Raw genomic sequence first — 22,765 nt, forward strand, 5'->3', positions numbered from 1 at the left:
GGCTTTATCAAGGGAATTTACAGTTTTATTACAAATGTTTCAGCAAGATGTAATATGGAACAGTTCCATGAAAAAACTGCCCTAATAGCAGGGCAGTTTATCTTAATTTTTGAATCATTTCGACGCGATTACCAAACGGATCTCGAAATTCAAATCGCTCATAATGAGGGATTGGCACAGAATCCAGTATGTCTATTTGATGTTCTGCTAGTTTCCTCTTCCAGTACTCAATATCTTCTACTTGATACGCAATATGCGCCTTTGTTGTCAAGCGATCAAAGCCATCTTCCGTGCCCACATGAACCTCCTGCTGACCAAGCTGTAACCAGAATCCGCCTCGTCCCTTCAGCGACCCAGGCTTCTCCAATTCCTGCAAACCTAAAACCTGACAATAAAAAGCTTTCCCCTGCTCCTCTAATCCTTGTGGAATGGTAATTTGCACATGATGTAAACCGATAATCATCTCATAATGCCCCCTTTTTCTTTAAGTATAGTTTAATTTTTGAATATTTAAAATGTTAGCGGATAGCAATGGGAAAGTGATGGATAGCTTTTCAAAAGAGGAGGATAGAATCTTCGAAGAGAAGGATAACCTTCAAACAGAAGGAAAGCCCATTAAAAGTGATGGATAAAATCTCAAAAGAGGTGGATAGAACCTTCTAAGTGCAGGATAACCCATCAAAAGAGGTGGATAAAACCTGCAAAGAGAGGGATAGCCCATCAAAAGAGGAGGATAGCCCATCAAAAGAGGAGGATAGAACCTTCTAAGTGCAGGATAATCCATCAAAAGAAGTGGATAAAACCTGCAAAGAGAAGGATAACCTTCAAACAGGAGGATAGAATCTTCTAAGTGCAGGATAACCTATCAAAAGAGGTGGATAAAACCTGCAAAGAGAAGGATAACCTTCAAACTGGTGGATAGAATCTTCTAAGTGCAGGATAACCTATCAAAAGTAGTAGATAAAACCTGGAAAGAGAGGGATAACCCTCAAACAGGAGGATAGCACCTTCTAAGTGAAGGATAAAATCTCAAAAGAGGTGGATAGCACCTTCGAAGAGAAGGATAACCTATCAAAAGAAGTGGATAAAACCTGCAAAGAGAGGGATAACCCATCAAAAGAGGAGGATAGAACCCCTGAAGAGAAGGATAACCCTCAAAGTATGGATAGAACTCAAAAAAGGGGGATAGAGCCCCCAAAAAGCAAAGGATAGTCACTCATACAACACCTACATATTCGCTTATTCTTCAGCTCCAAAAAGATTCAAATTATACTTTTCTGAAAGGGATATGATAGTATTCCATGATTTATTTAGTTCCTGTAAAGATTGCTCATACTCTTCTTTAGCATTTACTCTATCAATTTGGTATGTTGCATCGACTAATCTAATAGTTGGAAAATCATGAGAGCTTTTTTTTTCTTTAAAATCAATTATCGCATTATAGAGTTCTTTTTCTTCTGGGGAGCTTGTTTTAGGTTTGAAATCTATTTTATTATGTGAATAGTCTATTGCATCTTCATAATATGCTTGCTGTTGTGAGAGTGCTTTTTTTATTCCATCGCTGGAATGGGCCATTGAATATGTTTGTGATTCATATAAATTATTCAAGTTATTTATATTATTTTCTTCTATGTTTTTATATTTCGCTTCTACTTGAATATAGTCTTTTAAATCAGCGATAAATTGATCATCGAAGCCTGTCTCATTTTCTTTACTACAGCCAGATAAAAGTAAGATAAAGAGTAAACTTTTCAATAGTAGTATTGCGGTTTTATTGCGTTTCATATGTATTCCTCCTGAAATCTATGTTTCTTTATATGGTAACATAGTAATAAAATAGAAGAAAGTTAAGTGTAAATGGAAGTGCCGATCAAGTCATTACATCTATCACAGTATTTTATGAAGATCGGGTCTGTGCACACAAATCTTTATGGTATAATAATAAAAACGGAATAATAGGATAGAGGTACAAATCAGATTTTAGGATTTGTTTAAAAGGGAAGATCGGTGTAATTCCGACGCTGTCCCGCAACTGTAAATGGGAGCACTTTTCAAAAGGCCACTGTTACGTGTCGTAATGGGAAGGTGAAAGGTGTGATGAACATAAGCCAGGAGACCTGCCTTTATCTAGTACAGCCAAAAAACCTACGCGGATAGGGGGTGTTGAGTGTGACTAGAGAAATTCTCCTGCATGCTCATAGTACGATGACTGCTAAAAAGGTAGCTTCTATGTTGAATAGAAAGCTTATTTCCAGCTGGCAATCACCGTATTATGTCATGTATTTGTCATAGTAGACATCTTTCTAATAAGAGAAAGATGTCTTTTTTATGTAAAACATTAAAGGAGCGGTCCACATGAATCCACAAGTTGTTGAGTATTATGAGAGCCTATTAAAAATTGAAATTATGCAAGAGCCTTATGCTGCAAAGCCTCTAAAGGAGCTTGTTGAACAATATGTTGGGCATGATGCTGCACATGAGCAATCCATTTTAGCAGCGTATACCAATGTTTTAAAAGAATTACTTGGATAGAATGGTTTTGGCTACTTCGTTTTTCGAAGTAGCCATTTTTAATAAGCGCATGCTTTGACAATTAGTACGAGGAGGCGTAAAATTTCGTTGAACAATTGTTTTGAACGTTTGTTCAAAAAAGAGGTGAGTACAGTCGATCAGAAAGAGAACGTATCAAAAGAAAAAAATAAAGAGGTAAAGGATCAAATTTTACAGGCCGCGAAGTCGTTGTTTTCGTCCAGAGGCTATGATGGGACGACGGTGAGACAAATTTGTGATGAGGCAAATGTGTCACTTGCGCTTGTTTCCTATCATTTTGGTGGCAAAGAAAATGTATTTAATGCATTGTTTGAACCGCTACGCCACACCTTTATGAATGCCCATTATGATATCCATGATTCACTTGGTGCACTTCGTAGCTTTTGCCGAAACTTTGTGCTTTATCGCATTCATGAGCATGAATTAATTGATATTTTACAGCAAGAGATTGTTATGAATAGTCCTAGGTTAGAGATGCTTAAAGATGTTTTTTTACCTTCCTGGGAGCAACTTCGGACGATTTTATTAGCTTGTCAGGAGCAGCAGACCATTCGCTTTGAGTCGCTTGATGTTGCGCTGAACTTTATTATGGGGACGTTAATGTACTCCTTGAACAATCCATTTTTAAATCGTTCTTCCTTACAATCAACACCTGAACAAATTGCAGAACATGCAGTCAACTTTGTGTTATACGGTCTTCAAACTAAATCATAAAAAGAAGGTAATTCTAATGAAAGCAGCAAAATTTTACGGTATTCAAGATATTCGAGTAGAGGAAGCACAATTGCCAGCACTAGAACCAGGCATGGTAAAAGTAAAAGTCGCATTTGCAGGAATTTGTGGTAGTGATTTACATGAATATGTAGGGGGTGCCTATGCATTTCGTACACAACCTGTATTAGGTCATGAATTTGCAGGTGTTGTTGTAGAGGTCGCAGCAGGTGTTACTCAAATAAAAATAGGGGATCGTGTAGCAGTGGAGCCACCGATTCCTTGTGGAAAATGTAATAATTGTCGACGTGGGTATACTAACTTATGTAAACGTGGACAATCCTACGGTTATACGATTTCAGGTGGATTTGCTGAATATGCTATTGTGCAGGAAGAAAATATTCACCACCTTCCGGATGACATGAGCCTAGAGCTAGGCGCACTTGTTGAACCTACAGCAGTAGCCGTTCATGCAGTGCGTCAAAGTCAATTAAAGCTGGGCGATACAGCAGCTATTTTTGGCGCAGGTCCTATTGGTTTATTAGTCTTACAGGCTGTGAAGGCAGCGGGGGCAAGTGAAATTTTTGTCGTGGAGGTTTCTGATGAACGACGCCAAAAAGCACTTGAATTAGGCGCAACCTATGTCATCAATCCAATTGACACAGATGCTGTCGCGTTTATTCGTGAAAAAACAAATGGTGGGGTGGATGTTGCGTATGATGCAGCAGGTGTGCAGGCAACGTTTACAAGTGGTGTCAGTGCGGTACATCCAGGCGGCGAATTTAAAATCGTTAGCGTCTGGGAAAGACCAGTAGAATTTAATCCAAATGCGGTCGTTTCTCCAGAAGTGAAAATTAGTGGCTCATTTGCTTATGTTAATATTTTCCCCGAAGTAATTCGTCTACTCGCTCGTGGGGTCATTGATGGTCAAGCTGTTATTACAAGCCAAATCGCTTTAGAGGATATTGTGGAAAAAGGTTTTGAAGCATTAACGAAAGACCGTAGTCAATGTAAAATTCTTGTCAATATGAATCTATAAATCTTACTGAAAATCGTAGCCAAACTTGCGTTAAAACAGGTTTGGCTACCATTATTTTTGGTCTATTAAATAGCATAATACCAATTGGATTACATTTATTTGTCATAAAACTGTCTTTAGGACTTCATTCATATTTCACTTTTACTTTATATAATAAATTTGCTATTTATAAATAGAATGGAGATCAAATATGAAAAATCTGCTTTATTCAAGGTTTTGGCGATTGCATTTTTTCGCAGCACTTTTTATTACACCATTACTGCTATCTCTCACATTAAGCGGGATTGGCTATTTATTTTTCACAGATGTAGAAAATCGATTATATGATGATTACTTCTTTGGCGAAAGCCATAAAGAAGAGGTTTTAACGATTGATGAAGCCGTGGAAAAAGCGGAAGCGGCATTTGCAGGCTACTCCACTACGAAAGTTATTATGCTGGAAGAGCCTTATAATACGCGTTTAACTTTATCAAATGGCAAAGAACAGAAGTACGTATTTTTAGATGATCACAATCAAATGGTTGGTAGTCAGGATGCGAATTATACATTTTCTAATATTATGAGAAATACACACAGCTCCCTATTTATTGGCGGTACTTTTGTCAATTATTTAGTGGAACTAGCGGCATGCTGGACAATCTTTTTATTATTGTCAGGACTTTATATGACATTTAAAGGAAATCTTTTGAAGAAGCCAAAGGCAGAGAATAAACGACAAAAAAGTAAGAGATTGCATGCACTCGTTGGGACAATCATTACAATTCCAATGGTGCTGTTTATTTCTACAGGGCTATTATGGTCTGCTTTTCAAGGGTCGATTCTTGTGAATATAGCTTCAGAAAGTCCAACTTTTGGTTACCCATTATTACAGCAAAAGCCACCAACATCGGATGTCTCTGAAATTCCTTGGGCCACTCGACAATTAGAGGCGCCTATATCAGAAGGTGAACATGCGCAGCATCATGGAGGCGGAGCTGTCCGTTATACAAATGACAGCCAAATTTCGATTGCTGATCTTGAAAAAGAAATCAATGTCATGAATATCACAAAACCTTATTCGATTATTTACCCGTCAAATGAGGAGGGCGTATATACAGTGGCGAAGGCGAGTAATTCAGGTGTAACAGGTCTGGATGTGAAGCCTTCAGCAGAAGCAACGATGTATTTCGATCAATATAGTGGGAAGTTTATCGATCAAGTAAATTATGCTGATTATGGCATGTTGGCTAAATTCTTTACATGGGGCATTCCTTTACATGAAGGTCACTTATTTGGCTGGCCTAATAAGATTCTAAACTTAGTGGTTTGTCTAGCCTTTTTAGCCGTCATTATGTGGGGCATTCGCACATGGATTTTACGTAGAAAAAAAGGGGAGCTTTCTGCACCACCGCAAATTTCTCATAAAATGTCCATGCCGTTTATCATTTTCCTTGTTATTTTAGGCATTATAATGCCGTTATTTGGCGCCTCCTTGATCGCTGTCGTATTGATGGAGCTCATCATTATAGGCTGGCAAACAAAGAAGAAGTTAAGAGCAGAAGAAACTAAATAATGCGAATGGATACGGTACAACAGGATTGTGCCGTATCTTTTTTGTTTATTTCGTTTATATGAACGCAATACTATACTGAAGCTGCAAAAATGTTTATAGATTTTTCAGCCCAATTTTATAAAGTTTTAAGATTTGTATGGTACATTGCTAGTAGTTTCAGCTTATTGGGGGAGTGTAGATGTCAATTAAAACGAGGTTTTTGCTATCTTATGTGGGTGTTATTATCATTGCTATCACGCTTTTACTTGCAGCCGTTTTTCTTTTTTCCTTTGCGATTACGGGTGATATCAAAGCAATAGAGCATTTTTATAAAAAATCCTATGTACAAAAGCCTTTGACGACGGTAGAAGAAAACGCTTTTCTAGATTTAAAATTACTAGCTAAAAATAATCCCCAGCAGCTTTTAGATCTCGAACAGCTAGAAAAAATCAATGCACCTTCGATTGAGATTGTGGTACGAAAAGATCATCAAATTGTTTATTCAACGCAGAAAGAGCATGAACAATTATTACTTCAAAGCTTACCTGGCTTTGAAGCGACCAATATTAATTCACGTGATACCATCATGATTAATCAAGCCTTTTATACGTATGTAAAATTTGATTTTTATTTTCCAGATAAAACCGAGGGAAGTATTTTCGTTTTAAGAGAGGTTAGTTCTCATGCGGAAGTAACGCGTGAACTGTTGCCCATTCTTTTAGGAATCTTATTTGTACTATTTATGATGATTATTGGCTTATTAAATTATTTAGTTTCAAGAAGTATTATTAATCCAATCTCAGCTTTAAAGGATGGGGCTGAACGCATTAAATCGGGCGACTTAGATTTTGAAATTACGTCTCATTCCAATGATGAAATTGGTCAGTTGAATCGATCGTTTGAGGAAATGAGAGTTAAGCTAAAAGAATCAATCCAGCTTCAGCTTCAATATGAGGAAAATCGGAAAGAGCTATTATCGAATATTTCCCATGATTTAAAAACGCCTATGACTTCCATTATCGGCTATGTAGAGGGCATTAAAGATGGCGTGGCGAATACAGAGGAGAAGATGGATAAATATTTAACAACCATCTATACAAAAGCAAAGGATATGGATGTATTAATTGATGAGCTGTTCTTATTTTCTAAATTGGATTTAAAAAAGGTTCCATTCCAAATGGAAAGCGTCAATCTCCAGCAATATATGCATGATTATGTAGAGGATGCGAGCTTTGATTTTATTGCACGAGACATTCATTTACAATATATATCAGCAGGTTCTCCTCTTTTGGCCATGGCTGATCGTGATAAATTAAGACGTGTCCTGTCAAATTTACTAAGCAATAGTGAGAAATATATGGATAAATCCTATAAGCAAATTATTATTTCGTTGCACGAGCGAACTGAGGATGCGATTATTCAGGTAACAGATAATGGTACGGGCATTGATCCTGCTGCGTTACCTCATATTTTTGATCGTTTTTACCGTGCAGAGCCTTCCCGTAATTCGCAAACAGGAGGTAGTGGCTTAGGGTTAGCGATTGCGAAACAAATCGTCCTTGAAATGGGCGGCGACATTTGGGCGAAGAGTGAATTAACGAAGGGAACGAGCATATTCATTTCATTGAAAAAGGCTGAGGAGAAGGGGAGTCATCATGAAAAAAATTCTGTTAATTGAAGATGAAGTGAGCATAGCAGAGCTCCAACGAGATTATTTAGAGATTAATGATTTTTCAGTAGATATCCAGCATAACGGAGACGATGGCCTGAAGCAGGCACTAAAAGGTGATTATGCTTTAATCATTTTGGATATTATGCTGCCTGGGATGAATGGCTTTGATATTTGTAAACAAGTTCGAGCAGTGCACAATATGCCCATTTTATTTGTTTCAGCCAAAAAAGAGGATATTGATAAAATTCGTGGCCTTGGTCTAGGGGCAGATGATTATATTACGAAGCCCTTTAGTCCAAGTGAGCTAGTAGCAAGAGTCAAGGCACATTTAGCCAGGTATGAGCGCCTCGCTACGAATCAGCAAGCAAACCATACGATGTCCATTCATGGCATTACGATCGATACATCTGCTAGAAAGGTTTTTGTCAATGGAGATGAAATTGCCTTTACAACAAAGGAATTTGATTTACTCGTTTTTTTTGTTAAACACCCAAATCAAGTATTAAGTAAAGAGCAGTTATATGAGCGAAACTGGGGCTATGAATCAGCTGCAGATGTTTCGACCGTTACCGTTCATATTCGCAAGCTACGTGAAAAAATTGAACGTGATCCCGCACAGCCAAAGTTTTTGGAAACGGTATGGGGAGCAGGCTATCGTTTCAATGTTTAAGAGCAAAATATCTCGTCCATGTGGCGAGGTATTTTTTTGGCCAATTTTTAGACTTTTTTAAGAAATGGTTAATGGAATATTTAGCATTACCACTTACACTAAAATAAGGAAGACAGCAATAAATAAGAGAGTGTGGTGCAAGGGGTGAAAAAAATACAAACGGTTATGATCGCATTATCATTTTTGCTTCAAGGATGTGCCTCCAACGAATCAGAGGCAATACAGCTTGATAAAGGGGAGAGTGAAGTGGTGAAATCAAATTGGAAGAGTGAACTGTTTAAAGCAGCCGAAATGGGAGATATGGAAGCGTTACAACGTGCTTTGGATCAAAAAGTTGATATCAATGTCCAAGATTCAAATAGCAGAACAGCTTTGATGATTGCAACCTATAATCAGAATGTCGAGGCAGCACAATTATTAATAAATGCTGGGGCCGATGTCAATATACAGGACAATAGGCAAAATACGCCCTTTCTTTATGCTGGAGCAGAAGGCTATCTGGATATATTAAAGATGACGATTCAAGCTGGTGCTGATCCTACTATTTTGAACCGATATGGAGGAACCGCATTAATCCCAGCAGCAGAGCATGGTTATGTGGAGGTCATCGAGGAGTTGTTGCGTAACAGCGACATCGACGTCAATCATGTGAATCATTTAGGATGGACAGCGCTGATGGAGGCGATTGTGTTAAATAACGGCAATCCAACACAGCAAACGGTAATTCAGTTATTGATTGAGCATGGTGCTGATGTGAATATTCCGGATCAAAATAATGTGACACCATTACAACATGCGAGACAGCGAGGATTTAACGAGATTGAACAAATCCTGATTGCAGCGGGAGCGAAGTAATGCAAACTGTAGGGATTTTTATGAAAGCCCATTACAAATTTTGTAGTGGGCTTGGAAACATTAATTCAGTATACGTATTACCAATTGGAGTTGCAGTTTCAGTACGTCTTTTTTTACACCAACACGGCTATATTTATTAGGATACAGCGATAACGATGATTTTAAAAAAGGTGGCATAAGAGTGGCGAATAACAGGCGGATTTTTTGTGCTTTACTTGGACTATTGTTTACGCAAACGGCTTGTAGCAACGGTGTAAGAGTTGATTATGAAGAGGAATTTGTAATTTCGGAAACCGCGCAATTAGAAAATGTAAGAGTACTAGAACTGGACACTAATGACGAAGATAATCAAAAGGTACTTAACGTATTTAGAGGAGACTTAAAAGATGGCGTTTATGCTTATGACGAGAATAAGCATAAAACCTATATCTTGATAAATACCAATACTAGGAATTATGCTGATTATTCGTTTAAATTAGATAAGGAAAATAAAATTCTAACACTTTTCTATACAACTACAGAAGGAAGTGTTACAAATAAAAAAACGCTATTCCTTATAGAAAGTAAAAACAAGCATCCACTTGAGGAAATAAAATTGATTAACAACGGAAATGATGATGGTTTTTTAGGAGTGTATACTAATTAAAGAAGGTCTGACATCATTTATAATTATCCATTGATTGTGTGGCTAAAAATAGCCCCACTTCAAACCAACAATTGCGTGAAGTGGGTAAACTATTAATAATCAAGCGAAGTATCTTATTTTAAAATGGTGAAAATCTCGTCACGGCTGTGGCGAGATTTTTTGTTATAGCCAGCCTTTGTCACTTGCTATCTGAGCAGCCTGCTGTCTTGATTCCACTTGCAGCTTTTGAATAGAGGTAGATAAATAATTGCGAATGGTACCCTTTGTTAAAAACAATTGCTTGCTGATTTCATTTGTGGTCAAACCCTCTTTGACAAGCTGTAGTACTGCAATTTCTCGTTCGTTTAAAGGGTTTTGCTCCTTCATAAACAAGGTAGCGGCTAGATCCTTACTAACCACCTTTTCTCCCTGCATGATTTTTCGAATGGTAGCGATTAAATAATCGATCGGTTCATCTTTCAATAGATAGCCGTGTACCTCGCAATCCATAGCCTTTTGTAAATAGCCAGGCCGAGCAAAAGTTGTGACAATCATCACTTTACACGGTAGGTTAGCCTGTTTAATTTTTTCAGCTAGCTCTAGCCCAGACAGATGGGGCATTTCAATATCTACGAGGCAAACATCTGGTAGCTCCTGTTGGATGTAGTCCCATGCTTTTAGCCCATCTGCCACCTCGGCTATGACTTCAATATCTGGTTCAAACGATAAGAGCGATGTTAAGGCACCGCGTAGCATTTGTTGGTCCTCCGCTAGTAATACACGTATCATGATGTGGGCTCCTTTCCGTCTTGAATTGGTAGCGTAAGAGTTACGCTCGTGCCTGTAGGTGTATGGCTGTTAATCGTGGCATAACCTTGCAGGATATGCATTCTTTCCTTCATCGAGTGGATGCCATTGCCAAATCCTTTTTGCTGTAAGCCTATGCCATCATCTTTCATGATTAGCGTGTATTGTCCCGTGTGATATTGAATGATGATGTGGCATTTTTTTGCCTGACTGTGCTTGAGTATATTGGTCGTAGCCTCTCTTACACATAATGCGAGCATCGTTTCCTCCACACTAGAAAGAACAATTTGAGGGCATTGATTGTGAAGGCTTGTTGTGATATTTGCACTTTGTAAAAGCTGTTTGCAATGCACTAGCTCCGTCTGTAACGAAATGAAATTCATATCAGATACTAGCTCACGCACTTGTTTTAAGGCTGTACGTGTAGTGGCTAATATATCATCCAATTCTTGCTTCACCTTTGAAGGATCTCGGTCAATTAGTTTTGTCGTTAGTTCCGTTCTAATTTTAATCATTGTGAGTGTATGACCAATTGTATCGTGAAGGTCTCTTGCAATACGCTGTCGCTCCTCCTGCTGAACAAGCTGCATATTGACGTCTGCCAATTCAGCTTGCAGATTTTTCGACTTTTCCACAAAGTAAATAAGAATTGGCAATACTAGCTGAAACATCATGATAGGTACTAACACCTGTGATTCCTTCTGTAAAAAGGAGTCTGTCGCCAGATACATGACCGTCAAAAACATGATCGCGATGGCTAATATTCCACAGCCGATATGCCATTTTGATTTCGCCCGTCCAAGTAAATCGGCAAAGGTAAAGCCAAAAATAAGCATAAAGGGCTCTATATAAATACTTAGTATAGTGATAACGATGAAGCCTACTAATGATGCGACAAGGAGTCTCCCATTTTTATGCCATAAAGCATTATAGAAAGCTCCTAAGTATAAAAGGAGCAATGTTATTTTCATAGCTAAAGGAAGTGATCCAGACCATAGTACTATTGCGATGAGAAAAATCACAGAAGCTACATCGATGATTAAATAATGCTTTATTTGTTCTCTAGGATATATTTTTATTGCCTACACCTTCCTTTGTTGCAAATTGTTGCGTCATTGCTCGAATGGATTTTTGACGAATCCATTCCATCGGACCCAATTGAAAATGCTGTAACCAAATAGACGCCATGACCAGTTGTAGGAATGACAAAGTTAGCCAAATGCAAATGGCGATCACGCTATTGACATGCCCTCCTAAGCCAAGGCCCCAACCATAAAAAATAAATGATGCAAGTATGTTTTGAAGGACATAACAGCTTAAAGACATTTTACCGACTTGTGCAAAACGTTGCCAAAGCCAATTGAACCTCTTATATTCTACCAGTTTCCCTAAAATTCCAATATAGCCAATCGAAAGAATAGGGGCACATAAATAGCGAACAGGAAAATCAAAAAGCCCTCCTGGTATAAAGATAAGTAAATTGAGGGGAATGCCAATGTATATACCAATCGTAAACAGCTTTTGGCGTATTTGCCGTCCTCTGTCTGTTTGTGAAAATACATCGTTGCGCATAAGCTTCACACCAAGTAAAAATAAAAAGATATTCATAGGGATAATGAAAATAGCCTCTGATCGATAGAATAAAAAATTTGTCAGACGATGCTGTACTTGTGCTAGCCATGAGCCGTTTTCATACAATGTGGCAACGCTCTCCATCCCATTGAAGGAAACACCAACACCTTGTAATGTACTGATAAAAATAAGGAGGATCAGTAGGACATGAAAGCTGCCAAAAAGATAGAAAGCCCATGTCATGGCTTTGTTACCTAATCGGATGAGAAAGGCAACGATGAAGGCTGTAGCAGCATAGCTCATTAAAATATCATATTCCATGACAAGGGTATAATGAAGCAGTCCCTCTAGCCCTAAAAAGACGATTGTCCAAAGATAGACCCCAGGCCAAGCATTGCCTCTGCGTAAGGCTTGCTGATATTTTAATTGTAAACCTACCCCAAACATAATCGTTAACAAGCCTAGTAGCTTACCGTTGACGAAAAATAAGACTACCATTCGTAAAAAATCCTGGAAGGACCACCAACCAGAGTAGTTGCTTGTTGTGATATACGATAAATCACCTAAATAAGCAAAAATCCAAATATTGGTGCCAAGCGTTCCTAAAACGGCGAAGCCTCTTAACATATCGATAAAGGGAAGTCTTTGTTGCATTTGCATATGTTCAATCACTCTTTCTGTATTTTCTTACCTTCAGGATAAGAAAATACGAAGAAAAAACCTATTCACACCAGTCAAAGGAATTTTATGACAGGTGTCATAAAGTGATTGGGACCACATAAAAAACCAGCAACGCTTTGGGTGCTGGTTCGTTTATTTCGTACAAGTATAGATGCGATAGTCTAAAAATGGCTGATATTTTTCGTTCATGGCAAGATGCTGATCCATGACCTCATAAAACTCGGATTCAATCGCTGCGGAAACATCAAATTCAGGCTTGGAGGAGATGGATTGATTTTTTTGTATGCGAATATCGTGAAAACCAGCCTGTTGCAGTAGCTTTACCCAATCCTTTTTCATCAGGAGGGACTTGAATCCGTAAAATTGTTGGATGTCGTCTGCTAGGTCAGGGGGAAGAGTTATAGGTTTGGTGAATTCAATAGCAATGAAGCGTCCACTTTTCTTTAATAAACGATAAATTTCTTGCAAAGCCTGTTGCTGATTTACAAAGGCTAGTACTGATTCAGCTAGAATCAAGTCAAATGATTCATTTGGTAACGAAGTTTTTTCAATTGAGCCTTGCAATAGACGGACGGGTAAACGCGCTTTTTGCATTCGTTTCTGCGCCTTTTTGATCATGACGGGGTGAATATCGATGCCTGTGACACTAGCTTGATAGGCAGTCGCCAAATAAGCAGCCGTTTGTCCTGTACCACATCCTACATCTAAAATATCGGCGCCTGGCGTAATATTCTCTGTTGAAAAGAGAGCCTTTGATAGATTAATTCCTCCTGGATGCGCTCCTCCAATGCCGAATTGAGCTAAAAAGGTAAGATAATGTGAGCCTTGAATGCGTATCACCTTCTTTTTTCTTATAGTATGACAGGGAAACTAGTCTTGTTCCCTCAAACATCTTGAGTGGGCAAGAGAATATTTTTACAGCCTTCTTCAAAAGTCTATTTCACTACTAAAATTCCCACATATACTAGTTAGAAGCTTTCAGACAGGAGGTGTATAAATGCCATATTTTCAGCCGAATGCTAGAAGAGGTCCCTATCCGCCAAGCAATAGACAATATTTTGGCCCACCTTTTCGAGGTAGAATGGTGCAACCTTACTATTCTCCCTATCAACAACAACAAGGATCCAGATTAGGCAGTTTGCCAGATCATTTAAATACGATTATGGGGCATGCTGGGACGATTACAAATGGAGTCAATATGTTGAGGCAGATGGGATCGTTACTAAGTTTATTTAGATAAAGCTAGAAACCCTCTTAAGAAAATATCTTAAGAGGGTTCATGTTCGTGCTTAATCGGCTTGGACAAGTTGTTTTTCAATAATCGAGCGATTCTTTTCTTTAAATAGCTCATTATGAGACGATACCATGCCATGACGATAGGCTGTTGGCTCCAAATACGTTTTAATGGAGTTGACCGCATTGGCTGCATCTTGGAATGTTCCTAGTAGCAAGTGGATTTTTCCTTCAAATGATAAAATATCACCAGCCGCAAAAATACCTGGCTGTGCCGTTTCACCTGTTGCTTTCCCTTCAAAATAATAATCATCCTTTTTGGGAATAGCAATGGCTTCATCAAATGCGAGAGATGCCTCACGGTTATAGCCATGACTAACGATCACCTCATCGATTTGACGGGTATAACTTTGCTGCGTTTTCGTATTTTCACATGTTACTAATTGAATAGCCGTTTTATCAGCATTCGCTGACAGCTTTGTAATCGTCGTATTGCACTCTATATTTACTCCCGCATCAAGTGCTTCCTGTACCGTTGCTTCATGCGCTGATAAATGCTCTTTACGGTAAACTAGGGTCACGCTTTTAGCAATTGGGCTTAACTCAACAGCCCAATCGATGGCTGCATTACCACCACCAGAAATCATAATATCTTTGTCGACAAAACGTTTATAGGATTGAACGGTATAATGTAAATTTGACATTTCATATTTTTCAGCGCCCTCAAGCGTCAGTTTTTGAGGGTTAATAATACCACCACCTACAGCTAGCAGCACCGTTTTAGAATAATGCTTTTCACCAGCTGCTGTATGGATAATAAAAACATCATTCTGGCGTTCAATCAAATCTACTTTTGTATCTGTCAAAATGGTAGGATCGAATGTTTTGGCTTGCTCGATTAATTGTTTGACAAATTGCTCGCCTAAAACAGGAGGATGTCCGCCAATATCCCAAATCAGCTTTTCAGGATAAAGTAATACTTTTCCGCCAAGCTGTGATTGACTCTCAATCAATTTTGTTTTTAATCCACGCAGACCGCTGTAGAAGGCACTATATAAGCCAGCAGGGCCGCCACCAATAATTGTCACATCATATACATGTTGCATTTTTATTGCCACATCCTTAAAAAATAGTAAAAAGTAATTGACAAATTCTTATCAGAAACTAGACTGAATCTAGTGATAATGATTATCATTTTAAGCTGTGAATAGCATAGCATGGAAAGATGTAAAAAGAAAGAGAGGCTCCGATTTGCAGGATGCGCTAGTGACTGCTGCTGTCTCTATAACAGATGGTGTAGCCTTGTTGGTTCATATTGCCACTTTTCAGTGGAGCGAGCTTGCTGAAATGGTTATGTCGGCACACTTCTTGTATTTATTGAATGACTAGAAAAGTATTAGCAAATGTTAGTTGCTGCTCGAAAGAACAGACTTTTGATCTAATAAAAACTGTGAAAAATTAATTTTACAACATCGACCTTTCAAGTTTTTGAGAACCTCATTTGTTGTGGTTCTTTTTTTATATAATCAGGGCAGGAGGTGAATACATGATTCTATTAGCACGGCAACCATCAGATTCGCAGAAAATACTGGAGGCGATGCTACAAAGATTGCCTCAGACACACAAGGAATACGCGTATGTACGAGAGCGTTTAGGACGTGTCAAAGCAGGGCTCGCTGGTGAACAGCGTGTCGATGCAGAATGGCTTGAGCTGGACTTACCAACCCCCCATTATTTTCTCCATGATTTTCAAACAATGAATGACTTCGGTTCAACACATCAAATGGACACCATCTTTCTCTGTCCCCATTTTTTACTGATCCTAGAAATCAAAAATATAACAGGCATTCTCTCATATGATGCTTCATACGCTCAACTAACACGCACGACCATAGAGGGTACGGTCGAAGGGATGGTTGATCCATTTCTTCAACTGGAGCGGCATGTGGCCTGGATGAAAAAATTATTACAGCGTGAACGTTTTCATTTACCAATTGTGCATGCAGTTGTACTGGCAACGAGAAATGGAATTTTAACAAAGGGGTTTGAGGGGCAGCCTATATTTCATGTGACGGGGCTGCGTTCTTGTATCCAAAGATGGACAGAGATGTATCAACCCGTAAAGGCAGAAACCCTCTTACCCTTTGCGACACGTTTATTGTCGATGCACACAAGGTTAAAAAAAGAGATGACTGTGCCTTTTAAGGAAATGATGAAAGGCGTAGTATGTCCTCATTGTGGGAATGGACAGCGATTACAGTATCACTATAGAAAATGGACTTGCCCTCGCTGTGGATTGGTGGATCACAATGCATTAAATCGAACATTGGAGGACTACCGATTACTAGTCGGACCACAGCTGACCAATCGAAGCTTTCGTGAATTCTTCGCCATTGAATCCCCAAACCTAGCGTACAAATTGTTGCAGCAACTACCTTTGAAAGCAGAGGGTGAAAAAAAGCATAGGAAGTACTGGATTATAGATTAAGGATTTAAAAGCCCAGCAACCATTCAAGCGGTCTGAATGTGTTGCTTGGTGGATAGAACGCGCGAAGTGATGGATAGAGCGGAGAAAGTAGAGGATACGCATGAGGTTGGTGGATAGGAAAAGAAAAGTGTTGGATAGAACAGAGAAAGTAGCGGATAGAACGCGCAGAGTGATGGATAGAGTGGAGAAAGTAGAGGATACGCGTGAAATTGGTGGATAGGAAAAGAAAAGTGTTGGATAAATTAGAGAAAGTAACGGATAGAACGCGCAGAGTGGTGGATAGAGTGGAGAAAGAGGAGGATACGTATGAGGATGGTGGATAGGAAAAGAAAAGTGTTGGATAGAACAGAGAAAGTAGCGGATAGAACGCGCAGAGTGATGGATAGAGCGGAGAAAGTAGAGGATACGCATGAGGATGGTGGATAGGAAAAGAAAAGTGTTGGATAAATTAGAGAAAGTAGCGGATAGAACGCACGAAGTGATGGATAGAGTGGAGAAAGAGGAGGATATGCGTGAAGTTTTTGCATAGAACAAAGAAGCGTATACGCTTGCTTCAATTGGACAGGATAGAACTCACAAAAAGAGCGCTATAACCTGTCTTGCTGAGCAAGGGTTCGCTTATTTCCTACTAGACAAATGGATTTTTTAAGTATATAGTTAGCTAGGCTAACTAATTTAAAAGGAAGTGATAGTGTGACAATTGAACAGGAATTTTTTAATCAGTACCGCTTAATGTATAGGCCATTTATTAATCAGCTGAATGTGCAGCTTGAACCTTATCAGTTATATAGCTCGCAGTGGGCAGTGCTTCGTTTCTTGAAGGATAAGGGTCCACATTCTTTTGTAGATATCGCTAACTTCATGTCTATAGAGAAGCCAAGTGTCACGAAGCTTGTACATAAATTGGTGGAGCTAGGCTATGTGGAAACGATGACGGGCAAGGATAAGCGTGAAAAACTGGTACATCTATCAAAGCATGGGGAAGAGCTTGTGCTGGAAATAAAGTCGCATCTAAATCCGTTTTTTGTGCAGGCATTGGCAGGTGTGCCGAAGCAAGATATTGACATTGCGACACAGGTTTTAGCAAGAATTTGTATGAATATCAATTAGTAGGAGAGAGTAACGTGGAAGCAACTAGAAAGAAACTATGGACAAAGGATTTTTTAATTGTCTCACTTATTAATTTTACCATTACGTTAATCTTTTATTTATTAATGGTGACCATCGCGGCTTATGCTGTGGAGCATTTTAATGCTTCTACAAGTACAGCGGGGCTGGTATCGAGTATTTTTATTATTGGAACATTGTTAGGGCGGCTTGGTACAGGGCGTATTATTGGTGATTGGGGTAGCAAAAAAACATTGTTTTGTGGCTTGCTGTTATTTATGTTATCCACGATGTCTTATTTTGTAGCAGGCAATTTACCGCTGCTTATGGTTAATCGTTTAATACAAGGGATTGCTCTTGGGATAGCTAGTACAGCAACGGGAACCATTATTGCACAAATTCTACCGCCGGAACGACGTGGCGAAGGGATTGGTTATTATAGCTTAAGTGCGATTTTAGCGACAGCTATTGGTCCATTCATTGGCATTTTATTAACACAATTATTTGAGGATTATCGCATGATCTTTGCAGTCGATTCGGTTTTAGCTATTATTTGCTTTTTTATGTACTTCATAGTGACCGTACCAGATGCACCGAAAAAAGCGACGGATACAGCTGTGAAGGCAGGCTTTAAGGTGACAAACTTTATTGAAATGCGTGCGGTGCCGATTGCCTTTGTGGCACTTGTTATTGGCTTTGCCTACTCAGGTGTCATGTCCTTTATGACGTTTTATGCAAAAGAGCTACATTTAGTATCAGCAGGAAGCTATTTCTTTATTATTTATGCCATTGTCATTTTGGCTACCCGCCCATTTACAGGGAAATTATTAGATACGCGAGGGGCTAATATTATTATCTATCCTTGCTTAGTGCTTTTTGCAATTGGCATGTATGCCTTTAGTTCAGCGACAACAACGATCGCCTTTTTAATCGCTGCTGCCTGTATCGGGGTTGGCTATGGAAACTTCAACTCCGTTGCGCAGGCGATTGCTATTAAAGTGACACCGAATGAGCGTTTAGGACTTGCGACATCCACGTATTTTATATTTTATGATTTAGGTTTAGGTATTGGGCCTTATTTCTTAGGGCTATTTGTTCCTTCTATGGGCTACAGTGCGATCTTCTTTGCTATGGTCTTTGTCATTTTTGTATCGATTGTGCTTTATTATTTCTTACATGGAAAACATGAAAATTTGAAACAAGCAAAAATCTTGTAGATTAGAATCATTATATTGTAGAAAAAACGTTATTTTTCTAGTTGTGTATACAGATCAACTGAAAAATGACGTTTTTTTCTATTTCAAAAAATAGTTGTTGCAATAGATGATGATAATCATTATCATCACAAATATAAAACTAATTCGGAAGTAGGTACTAAGTATGAAAAACAGATCATTTTTGTCGGTATTAGTAGCAGGGGGCATTTTAATGGCTGGCTGTGGCAATACAGAAGAAGCTAAAAAAGAGGACAAGCCGGCAACAGAACAGGCAGAGCAAGCGACACAAGAGGTGGATTTATCTGCTGAACTATCAGCCTATCAGCAATTTGCTTTAGAGCAAATGGATCAATTTTTACTGGACACAGAAAAATTCGTAAATTTATTCAAGGCGGGCGATATTGAAGGCGCTAAAGCAGCGTATGCGCCAGCACGTATGTATTTTGAGCGCTCAGAGCCAATCGCAGAAAGCTTTGGTGATCTTGACCCTCGCATCGATGGACGTTTAGCGGATATTCAAGAAGAAGGAAAAGGCGAGGAAGAATGGTCAGGCTATCATAAGCTTGAGTATGCACTATGGGAAGAAAATACAACTAAAGGTTATGAGGCTGTAGCAGATCAACTGCTTGCGGATGCGAAGGAATTACATGCACTAGTGCAAACGGTGGAAGTGACACCTGATTTAATGATTACTGGTGCGGTAGATTTATTAAATGAAGTTTCAACATCTAAAATTACTGGTGAGGAAGAAATTTACTCACATACAGACCTGTATGATTTTAAAGCGAATATTGAAGGCGCAGAAAAAATCTTTGAAATTTTACGTTCAAAATTAGAAGCGAAAGATTCAACACTAGTGTCAACACTTGATGAAAAATTTAAAGCGGTGGACGATTTATTAGCGCAGCATGCAACGGCTGATGGTGGTTATGTATCCTATGAGGAATTAACGGAAGACAATACGAAAGCACTTGCGGCAGCGGTGAATCAGCTTGGTGAACCATTAAGTCAAATGGGGATCATTTTGGAGTGAAAAAAATGACAACGTCCAATGAAGAAAAATTGATTAATAAAAAAATTTCTAGACGTGATATGTTGAAGCTGACAAGCATCGGTGTGGCAGGTGTTGCCATCGGTGCCTCCGGTTTGGGTGGTGTCATGAAAGCGATGGGCTATGATGTTTTTGAGACAGCAGCAGATAGCACGACGGCTAGCAATAAGATCAATTTCTATGGCGAGCACCAGTCGGGTATCGTGACACCTGTTCAAACGAATATTTATTTTGCTTCTTTAGATGTGTTAGTGACATCGAAGAAGGAACTACAAGAGTTGTTCCAGCAATGGACACCTCTTGTTGTGCGTTTAATGAATGGTGAATTAATGGTCGATGTTTCGACGAATACGAGAGTACCAACAGGTGATACAGGAGAGGCAGAGGGCTTAGATGCAGCCAATTTATCGATTACTATCGGTGTAGGTCCTTCGCTATTCGATAAACTGGGAATGCAGCATGTAAAACCAGCGGAGCTAAAGAATTTACCACATTTCCCTAAAGATCAGCTACAGAAGGAATATACAGGTGGTGATCTGTGTATTCAAGCCTGTGCAGATGATCCACAGGTGGCATTCCATGCAGTGCGCAATTTAGTACGAGCTGCTTCTGGTAAAGTAGAGATTAAATGGTCACAGGCTGGCTTTAACTCGTTTCCAGCTGGTGGAGGGACACCTCGAAATCTCTTTGCCTTCAAGGATGGTACGGTGAATCCAGCCATTACGGATGAAAAAGACTTAAATAAGATTGTGTGGGTGGATAAAGGCTGGCTAAAGGGCGGCTCTTATTTAATCGCACGAAAAGTTCAAATGCATCTTGAAACATGGGATCGCACATCATTGAAAGATCAAGAGGCTACATTTGGTCGTTATCGTGACAGTGGTGCACCATTTGGCAAAACAAAGGAATTTGATGATTTTGATGTAGAGGCAAAGGATGACAAGGGCAATTATATTATGCCTGATACGTCACATGTTCATTTAGCACGTAAATCGGGTGCACGTGTTTTACGACGTTCTTACTCGTATGCATCGGGTGTCATGTCGAATACAGGAACCCATGATGCAGGGCTAATCTTTATTTCTTTTCAAAAAGACCCAGCCCAATTTACAACAATCCAAAATAGCTTAGGGCGTATGGATAAAATGAATGAGTATATTACCCATCGAGGCAGTGCCGTGTTTGCTTGCTTCCCTGGTGTACAAAAGGGGAGTTATTTAGGTGAAGCACTTTTTAACGCGCTGTAGTATTATCATTGCCTTAATCCTAACTTTAGCTCTACCTGTGCAGGCAGCGCAATCTTATAGCCATTTATATATTGCGATTAGTGATGCACTGATGAATACGAAGCAGGATAAAGAGACGGAGGCCAAGCAGGCGCTCGAACAATTTGCTGCGGACTGGGCTAAAGTTTCTTCAGAGCAGAAAGATGCCAAAGCAAAGGTCGATGAAATGCTTGCGCAGGCTACTGAAGCAACATCCAAAGACGAGCGTTTAGAGGCGTTGTCGGCACTGTCGAATGCATTACGTGCCCTAGAAAAACTTGAAAATCCAGTGGACGAAGCGGCACAGCGAGCAGAGTTTGGGCAAAAGTTTAAGCCGATCATGGCAGACTTCGAAAAAGCTTTAGCCAGTGGGGACATTCAGTCTATTGATGAAGCCTACAAAGATTTTAATAGCAAATGGAATAAAAATGAGCGCCCTGTGCGTGAGCAAAGCATTGCGATGTATGGGCAAATCGAAACACAAATGGCGTTTCTACGTATCGCCATTTCGGCAGAGGAGCCAGATATAGCCCTTATGCAATCTCAATTTGAGGATTTGCAGCAAACGATTGAGGATTTTGTGGCTGGTAACGAAACAGCTGAAGTGGTTGAAGGGGACTATTCGTTAGCGACATTGATTGCTTATATCGATGAGGCAAAGGACTTTGTTGATGCTGGTGATTATCAGGCGGCTGCTGATAAAATACGTGAGTTTATTACCATTTGGCCAAGTGTAGAGATTGAAATTTCCACACGTAATGGCAGTCTTTATACGAAAATCGAAAGTGATATGCCGATTATCGCAAGTGATTTATTAAAATCCAACGTCGATCAGCAAGCAATCACAAAAAAATTAGATACTTTCCGTACTGAAATCGAACTGATTCAAGGGGATTCAGATTATACAATTTGGGATGCTGCATTAATTTTGCTGCGTGAGGGACTAGAGGCGCTACTGATTATTTTAGCCTTAGTATCATTCCTCAATAAATCAGGACAGAATAAGATGCGCAAATGGATTTATGTTGGAGCGTTTGTCGGCGTTCTATTATCAGCCATTGCTGCCATCCTCATGTCCACGATTTTGAATTCAGCAACAATTGATACGAATCGAGAATTAATGGAAGGTTATGTTGGGCTAGTTGCAGCAGCGATGATGATCGGTGTTGGTATTTGGCTGCATAGTAAATCAAGTGTAGTCAGTTGGAATCGCTATATTTCGAAACAAATGGGCAATGCCATTTCTAGTGGTTCTATTTTTGCGATGGCTGCCATTAGTTTCTTATCGGTCTTCCGTGAAGGAGCCGAAACACTAGTCTTTTACGCGGGTATTGCACCGAAAATGGAGACTTCGCAATTTATTCTTGGGATTGTTATAGCACTGCTTATACTTACTGTACTGGCTATTGTATTATTTAAAGCAAGTGGCAAAATCTCCATCCATAAATTTTTTGCTGTCGCAACGGTGCTTATTTATGTATTAGCCTTTAAAATTATTGGTGTCAGTCTGCATACATTGCAGCTCACGGATAATCTGTCCACGACGATTGTTGATGGCTTACCTGTCATTAGCCTGATTGGCTTCTATCCAACAGCGGAAACCATCATTGGGCAGGCAATCTTACTTGTGTTAGTGGCAGCTACTATAATCTATAAAAAGAAACGAGCCTAACGATAAAGGGTAGATGAGC

The 22,765-nt window shown here is 39.3% G+C and carries 25 protein-coding genes and 1 riboswitch; of the genes, 18 read left to right on the forward strand and 7 right to left on the reverse strand.

Annotated elements, in window-relative coordinates; genetic code table 11:
• Positions 1–97: 97 nt before the first annotated feature.
• Positions 98–463 carry a VOC family protein gene (locus tag NV349_RS08675; protein WP_271912996.1) on the reverse strand — a complete coding sequence of 122 codons (366 nt, stop codon included), beginning with the start codon at positions 461–463 and terminating at the stop codon, positions 98–100.
• A 551-nt stretch (positions 464–1,014) separates the two neighbouring features.
• Here NV349_RS08675 and NV349_RS08680 point away from each other — a divergent pair.
• Entirely contained in the window at positions 1,015–1,212 is a 198-nt protein-coding gene (locus NV349_RS08680) for a hypothetical protein (RefSeq protein ID WP_271912997.1), read from the forward strand.
• Between the two features lie 27 nt (positions 1,213–1,239).
• Here the strand turns inward: NV349_RS08680 and NV349_RS08685 are convergent, their stop codons facing one another.
• Positions 1,240–1,785, reverse strand: coding sequence for a hypothetical protein (locus NV349_RS08685; protein ID WP_036117815.1), 546 nt, complete (start codon positions 1,783–1,785; stop codon positions 1,240–1,242).
• 162 nt (positions 1,786–1,947) lie between these two features.
• Positions 1,948–2,139: riboswitch (cobalamin riboswitch) on the forward strand.
• Positions 2,140–2,169: 30 nt separating this feature from the next.
• On the opposite strand from NV349_RS08685, the gene NV349_RS08690 reads away from it, so the two are divergent.
• The 9 genes from NV349_RS08690 to NV349_RS08730 all read left to right on the forward strand — a co-directional run bounded on the left by NV349_RS08690 (position 2,170) and on the right by NV349_RS08730 (position 9,674).
• A complete protein-coding gene (locus NV349_RS08690) occupies positions 2,170–2,292 on the forward strand; it encodes a hypothetical protein (RefSeq protein ID WP_255358843.1) in 123 nt (40 codons plus the stop codon).
• A 63-nt stretch (positions 2,293–2,355) separates the two neighbouring features.
• Complete coding sequence (locus NV349_RS08695; RefSeq protein WP_170829809.1) at positions 2,356–2,532, forward strand: hypothetical protein; 177 nt, start codon at positions 2,356–2,358, stop codon at positions 2,530–2,532.
• A gap of 87 nt (positions 2,533–2,619) precedes the next feature.
• The gene (locus NV349_RS08700) at positions 2,620–3,264 is read left to right on the forward strand and encodes a TetR/AcrR family transcriptional regulator (protein ID WP_231745154.1); all 645 of its coding nucleotides are present in this window, start codon (positions 2,620–2,622) and stop codon (positions 3,262–3,264) included.
• Between the two features lie 16 nt (positions 3,265–3,280).
• Positions 3,281–4,300 carry a 2,3-butanediol dehydrogenase gene (locus NV349_RS08705; RefSeq protein WP_058845272.1) on the forward strand — a complete coding sequence of 340 codons (1,020 nt, stop codon included), beginning with the start codon at positions 3,281–3,283 and terminating at the stop codon, positions 4,298–4,300.
• A gap of 190 nt (positions 4,301–4,490) precedes the next feature.
• On the forward strand, positions 4,491–5,852 hold the full coding sequence (locus tag NV349_RS08710) for a PepSY-associated TM helix domain-containing protein (RefSeq protein WP_058845271.1): 1,362 nt from the start codon (positions 4,491–4,493) through the stop codon (positions 5,850–5,852).
• 178 nt (positions 5,853–6,030) lie between these two features.
• Positions 6,031–7,509, forward strand: coding sequence for a sensor histidine kinase (locus NV349_RS08715; RefSeq protein ID WP_036117805.1), 1,479 nt, complete (start codon positions 6,031–6,033; stop codon positions 7,507–7,509).
• The gene (locus NV349_RS08720) at positions 7,487–8,173 is read left to right on the forward strand and encodes a response regulator transcription factor (protein ID WP_036117802.1); all 687 of its coding nucleotides are present in this window, start codon (positions 7,487–7,489) and stop codon (positions 8,171–8,173) included. The genes NV349_RS08715 and NV349_RS08720 overlap by 23 nt, the downstream gene beginning before the upstream one ends.
• A gap of 144 nt (positions 8,174–8,317) precedes the next feature.
• Positions 8,318–9,028, forward strand: a complete 711-nt coding sequence (locus NV349_RS08725) for an ankyrin repeat domain-containing protein (protein ID WP_082673785.1) — start codon at positions 8,318–8,320, stop codon at positions 9,026–9,028.
• A gap of 181 nt (positions 9,029–9,209) precedes the next feature.
• Positions 9,210–9,674 carry a hypothetical protein gene (locus NV349_RS08730; protein ID WP_271913001.1) on the forward strand — a complete coding sequence of 155 codons (465 nt, stop codon included), beginning with the start codon at positions 9,210–9,212 and terminating at the stop codon, positions 9,672–9,674.
• A 162-nt stretch (positions 9,675–9,836) separates the two neighbouring features.
• On the opposite strand, the gene NV349_RS08735 is transcribed toward NV349_RS08730, so the two are convergent.
• The 4 genes from NV349_RS08735 to NV349_RS08750 all read right to left on the reverse strand — a co-directional run bounded on the left by NV349_RS08735 (position 9,837) and on the right by NV349_RS08750 (position 13,553).
• Positions 9,837–10,442, reverse strand: coding sequence for a response regulator transcription factor (locus tag NV349_RS08735; RefSeq protein ID WP_058845269.1), 606 nt, complete (start codon positions 10,440–10,442; stop codon positions 9,837–9,839).
• Complete coding sequence (locus tag NV349_RS08740) at positions 10,439–11,431, reverse strand: sensor histidine kinase (RefSeq protein WP_271913006.1); 993 nt, start codon at positions 11,429–11,431, stop codon at positions 10,439–10,441. Before NV349_RS08740 ends, NV349_RS08735 begins: the two co-directional genes overlap by 4 nt.
• A gap of 91 nt (positions 11,432–11,522) precedes the next feature.
• Entirely contained in the window at positions 11,523–12,692 is a 1,170-nt protein-coding gene (locus NV349_RS08745) for a DUF418 domain-containing protein (RefSeq protein ID WP_271913008.1), read from the reverse strand.
• A gap of 153 nt (positions 12,693–12,845) precedes the next feature.
• On the reverse strand, positions 12,846–13,553 hold the full coding sequence (locus NV349_RS08750; RefSeq protein WP_080717014.1) for a class I SAM-dependent methyltransferase: 708 nt from the start codon (positions 13,551–13,553) through the stop codon (positions 12,846–12,848).
• 157 nt (positions 13,554–13,710) lie between these two features.
• Between NV349_RS08750 and NV349_RS08755 the strand changes: the two genes are divergently transcribed.
• On the forward strand, positions 13,711–13,953 hold the full coding sequence (locus tag NV349_RS08755; RefSeq protein ID WP_036117161.1) for a hypothetical protein: 243 nt from the start codon (positions 13,711–13,713) through the stop codon (positions 13,951–13,953).
• Between the two features lie 49 nt (positions 13,954–14,002).
• On the opposite strand, the gene NV349_RS08760 is transcribed toward NV349_RS08755, so the two are convergent.
• Positions 14,003–15,052, reverse strand: coding sequence for an NAD(P)/FAD-dependent oxidoreductase (locus tag NV349_RS08760; protein ID WP_036117163.1), 1,050 nt, complete (start codon positions 15,050–15,052; stop codon positions 14,003–14,005).
• A 145-nt stretch (positions 15,053–15,197) separates the two neighbouring features.
• Between NV349_RS08760 and NV349_RS08765 the strand changes: the two genes are divergently transcribed.
• From NV349_RS08765 to NV349_RS08795, 7 genes are all read left to right on the forward strand, one after another.
• Positions 15,198–15,335 (forward strand): hypothetical protein, encoded by a 138-nt coding sequence (locus NV349_RS08765; protein WP_157492985.1) that lies wholly within the window; start codon positions 15,198–15,200, stop codon positions 15,333–15,335.
• 157 nt (positions 15,336–15,492) lie between these two features.
• The gene (locus NV349_RS08770; RefSeq protein ID WP_089932453.1) at positions 15,493–16,434 is read left to right on the forward strand and encodes an NERD domain-containing protein; all 942 of its coding nucleotides are present in this window, start codon (positions 15,493–15,495) and stop codon (positions 16,432–16,434) included.
• Between the two features lie 693 nt (positions 16,435–17,127).
• The gene (locus NV349_RS08775; RefSeq protein ID WP_036117167.1) at positions 17,128–17,544 is read left to right on the forward strand and encodes a MarR family winged helix-turn-helix transcriptional regulator; all 417 of its coding nucleotides are present in this window, start codon (positions 17,128–17,130) and stop codon (positions 17,542–17,544) included.
• A 14-nt stretch (positions 17,545–17,558) separates the two neighbouring features.
• Positions 17,559–18,758 (forward strand): MFS transporter, encoded by a 1,200-nt coding sequence (locus NV349_RS08780; protein WP_271913012.1) that lies wholly within the window; start codon positions 17,559–17,561, stop codon positions 18,756–18,758.
• Positions 18,759–18,921: 163 nt separating this feature from the next.
• The gene (gene efeO, locus NV349_RS08785) at positions 18,922–19,791 is read left to right on the forward strand and encodes an iron uptake system protein EfeO (RefSeq protein ID WP_036117171.1); all 870 of its coding nucleotides are present in this window, start codon (positions 18,922–18,924) and stop codon (positions 19,789–19,791) included.
• A 5-nt stretch (positions 19,792–19,796) separates the two neighbouring features.
• Positions 19,797–21,056, forward strand: coding sequence for an iron uptake transporter deferrochelatase/peroxidase subunit (gene efeB / locus NV349_RS08790; RefSeq protein WP_271913014.1), 1,260 nt, complete (start codon positions 19,797–19,799; stop codon positions 21,054–21,056).
• Positions 21,031–22,746 (forward strand): FTR1 family iron permease, encoded by a 1,716-nt coding sequence (locus NV349_RS08795; RefSeq protein WP_271913016.1) that lies wholly within the window; start codon positions 21,031–21,033, stop codon positions 22,744–22,746. Before efeB ends, NV349_RS08795 begins: the two co-directional genes overlap by 26 nt.
• Positions 22,747–22,765 lie beyond the last annotated feature (19 nt).

The organism is Lysinibacillus sp. OF-1 (genome assembly GCF_028356935.1).
Lineage (GTDB): Bacteria > Bacillota > Bacilli > Bacillales_A > Planococcaceae > Lysinibacillus > Lysinibacillus fusiformis_D.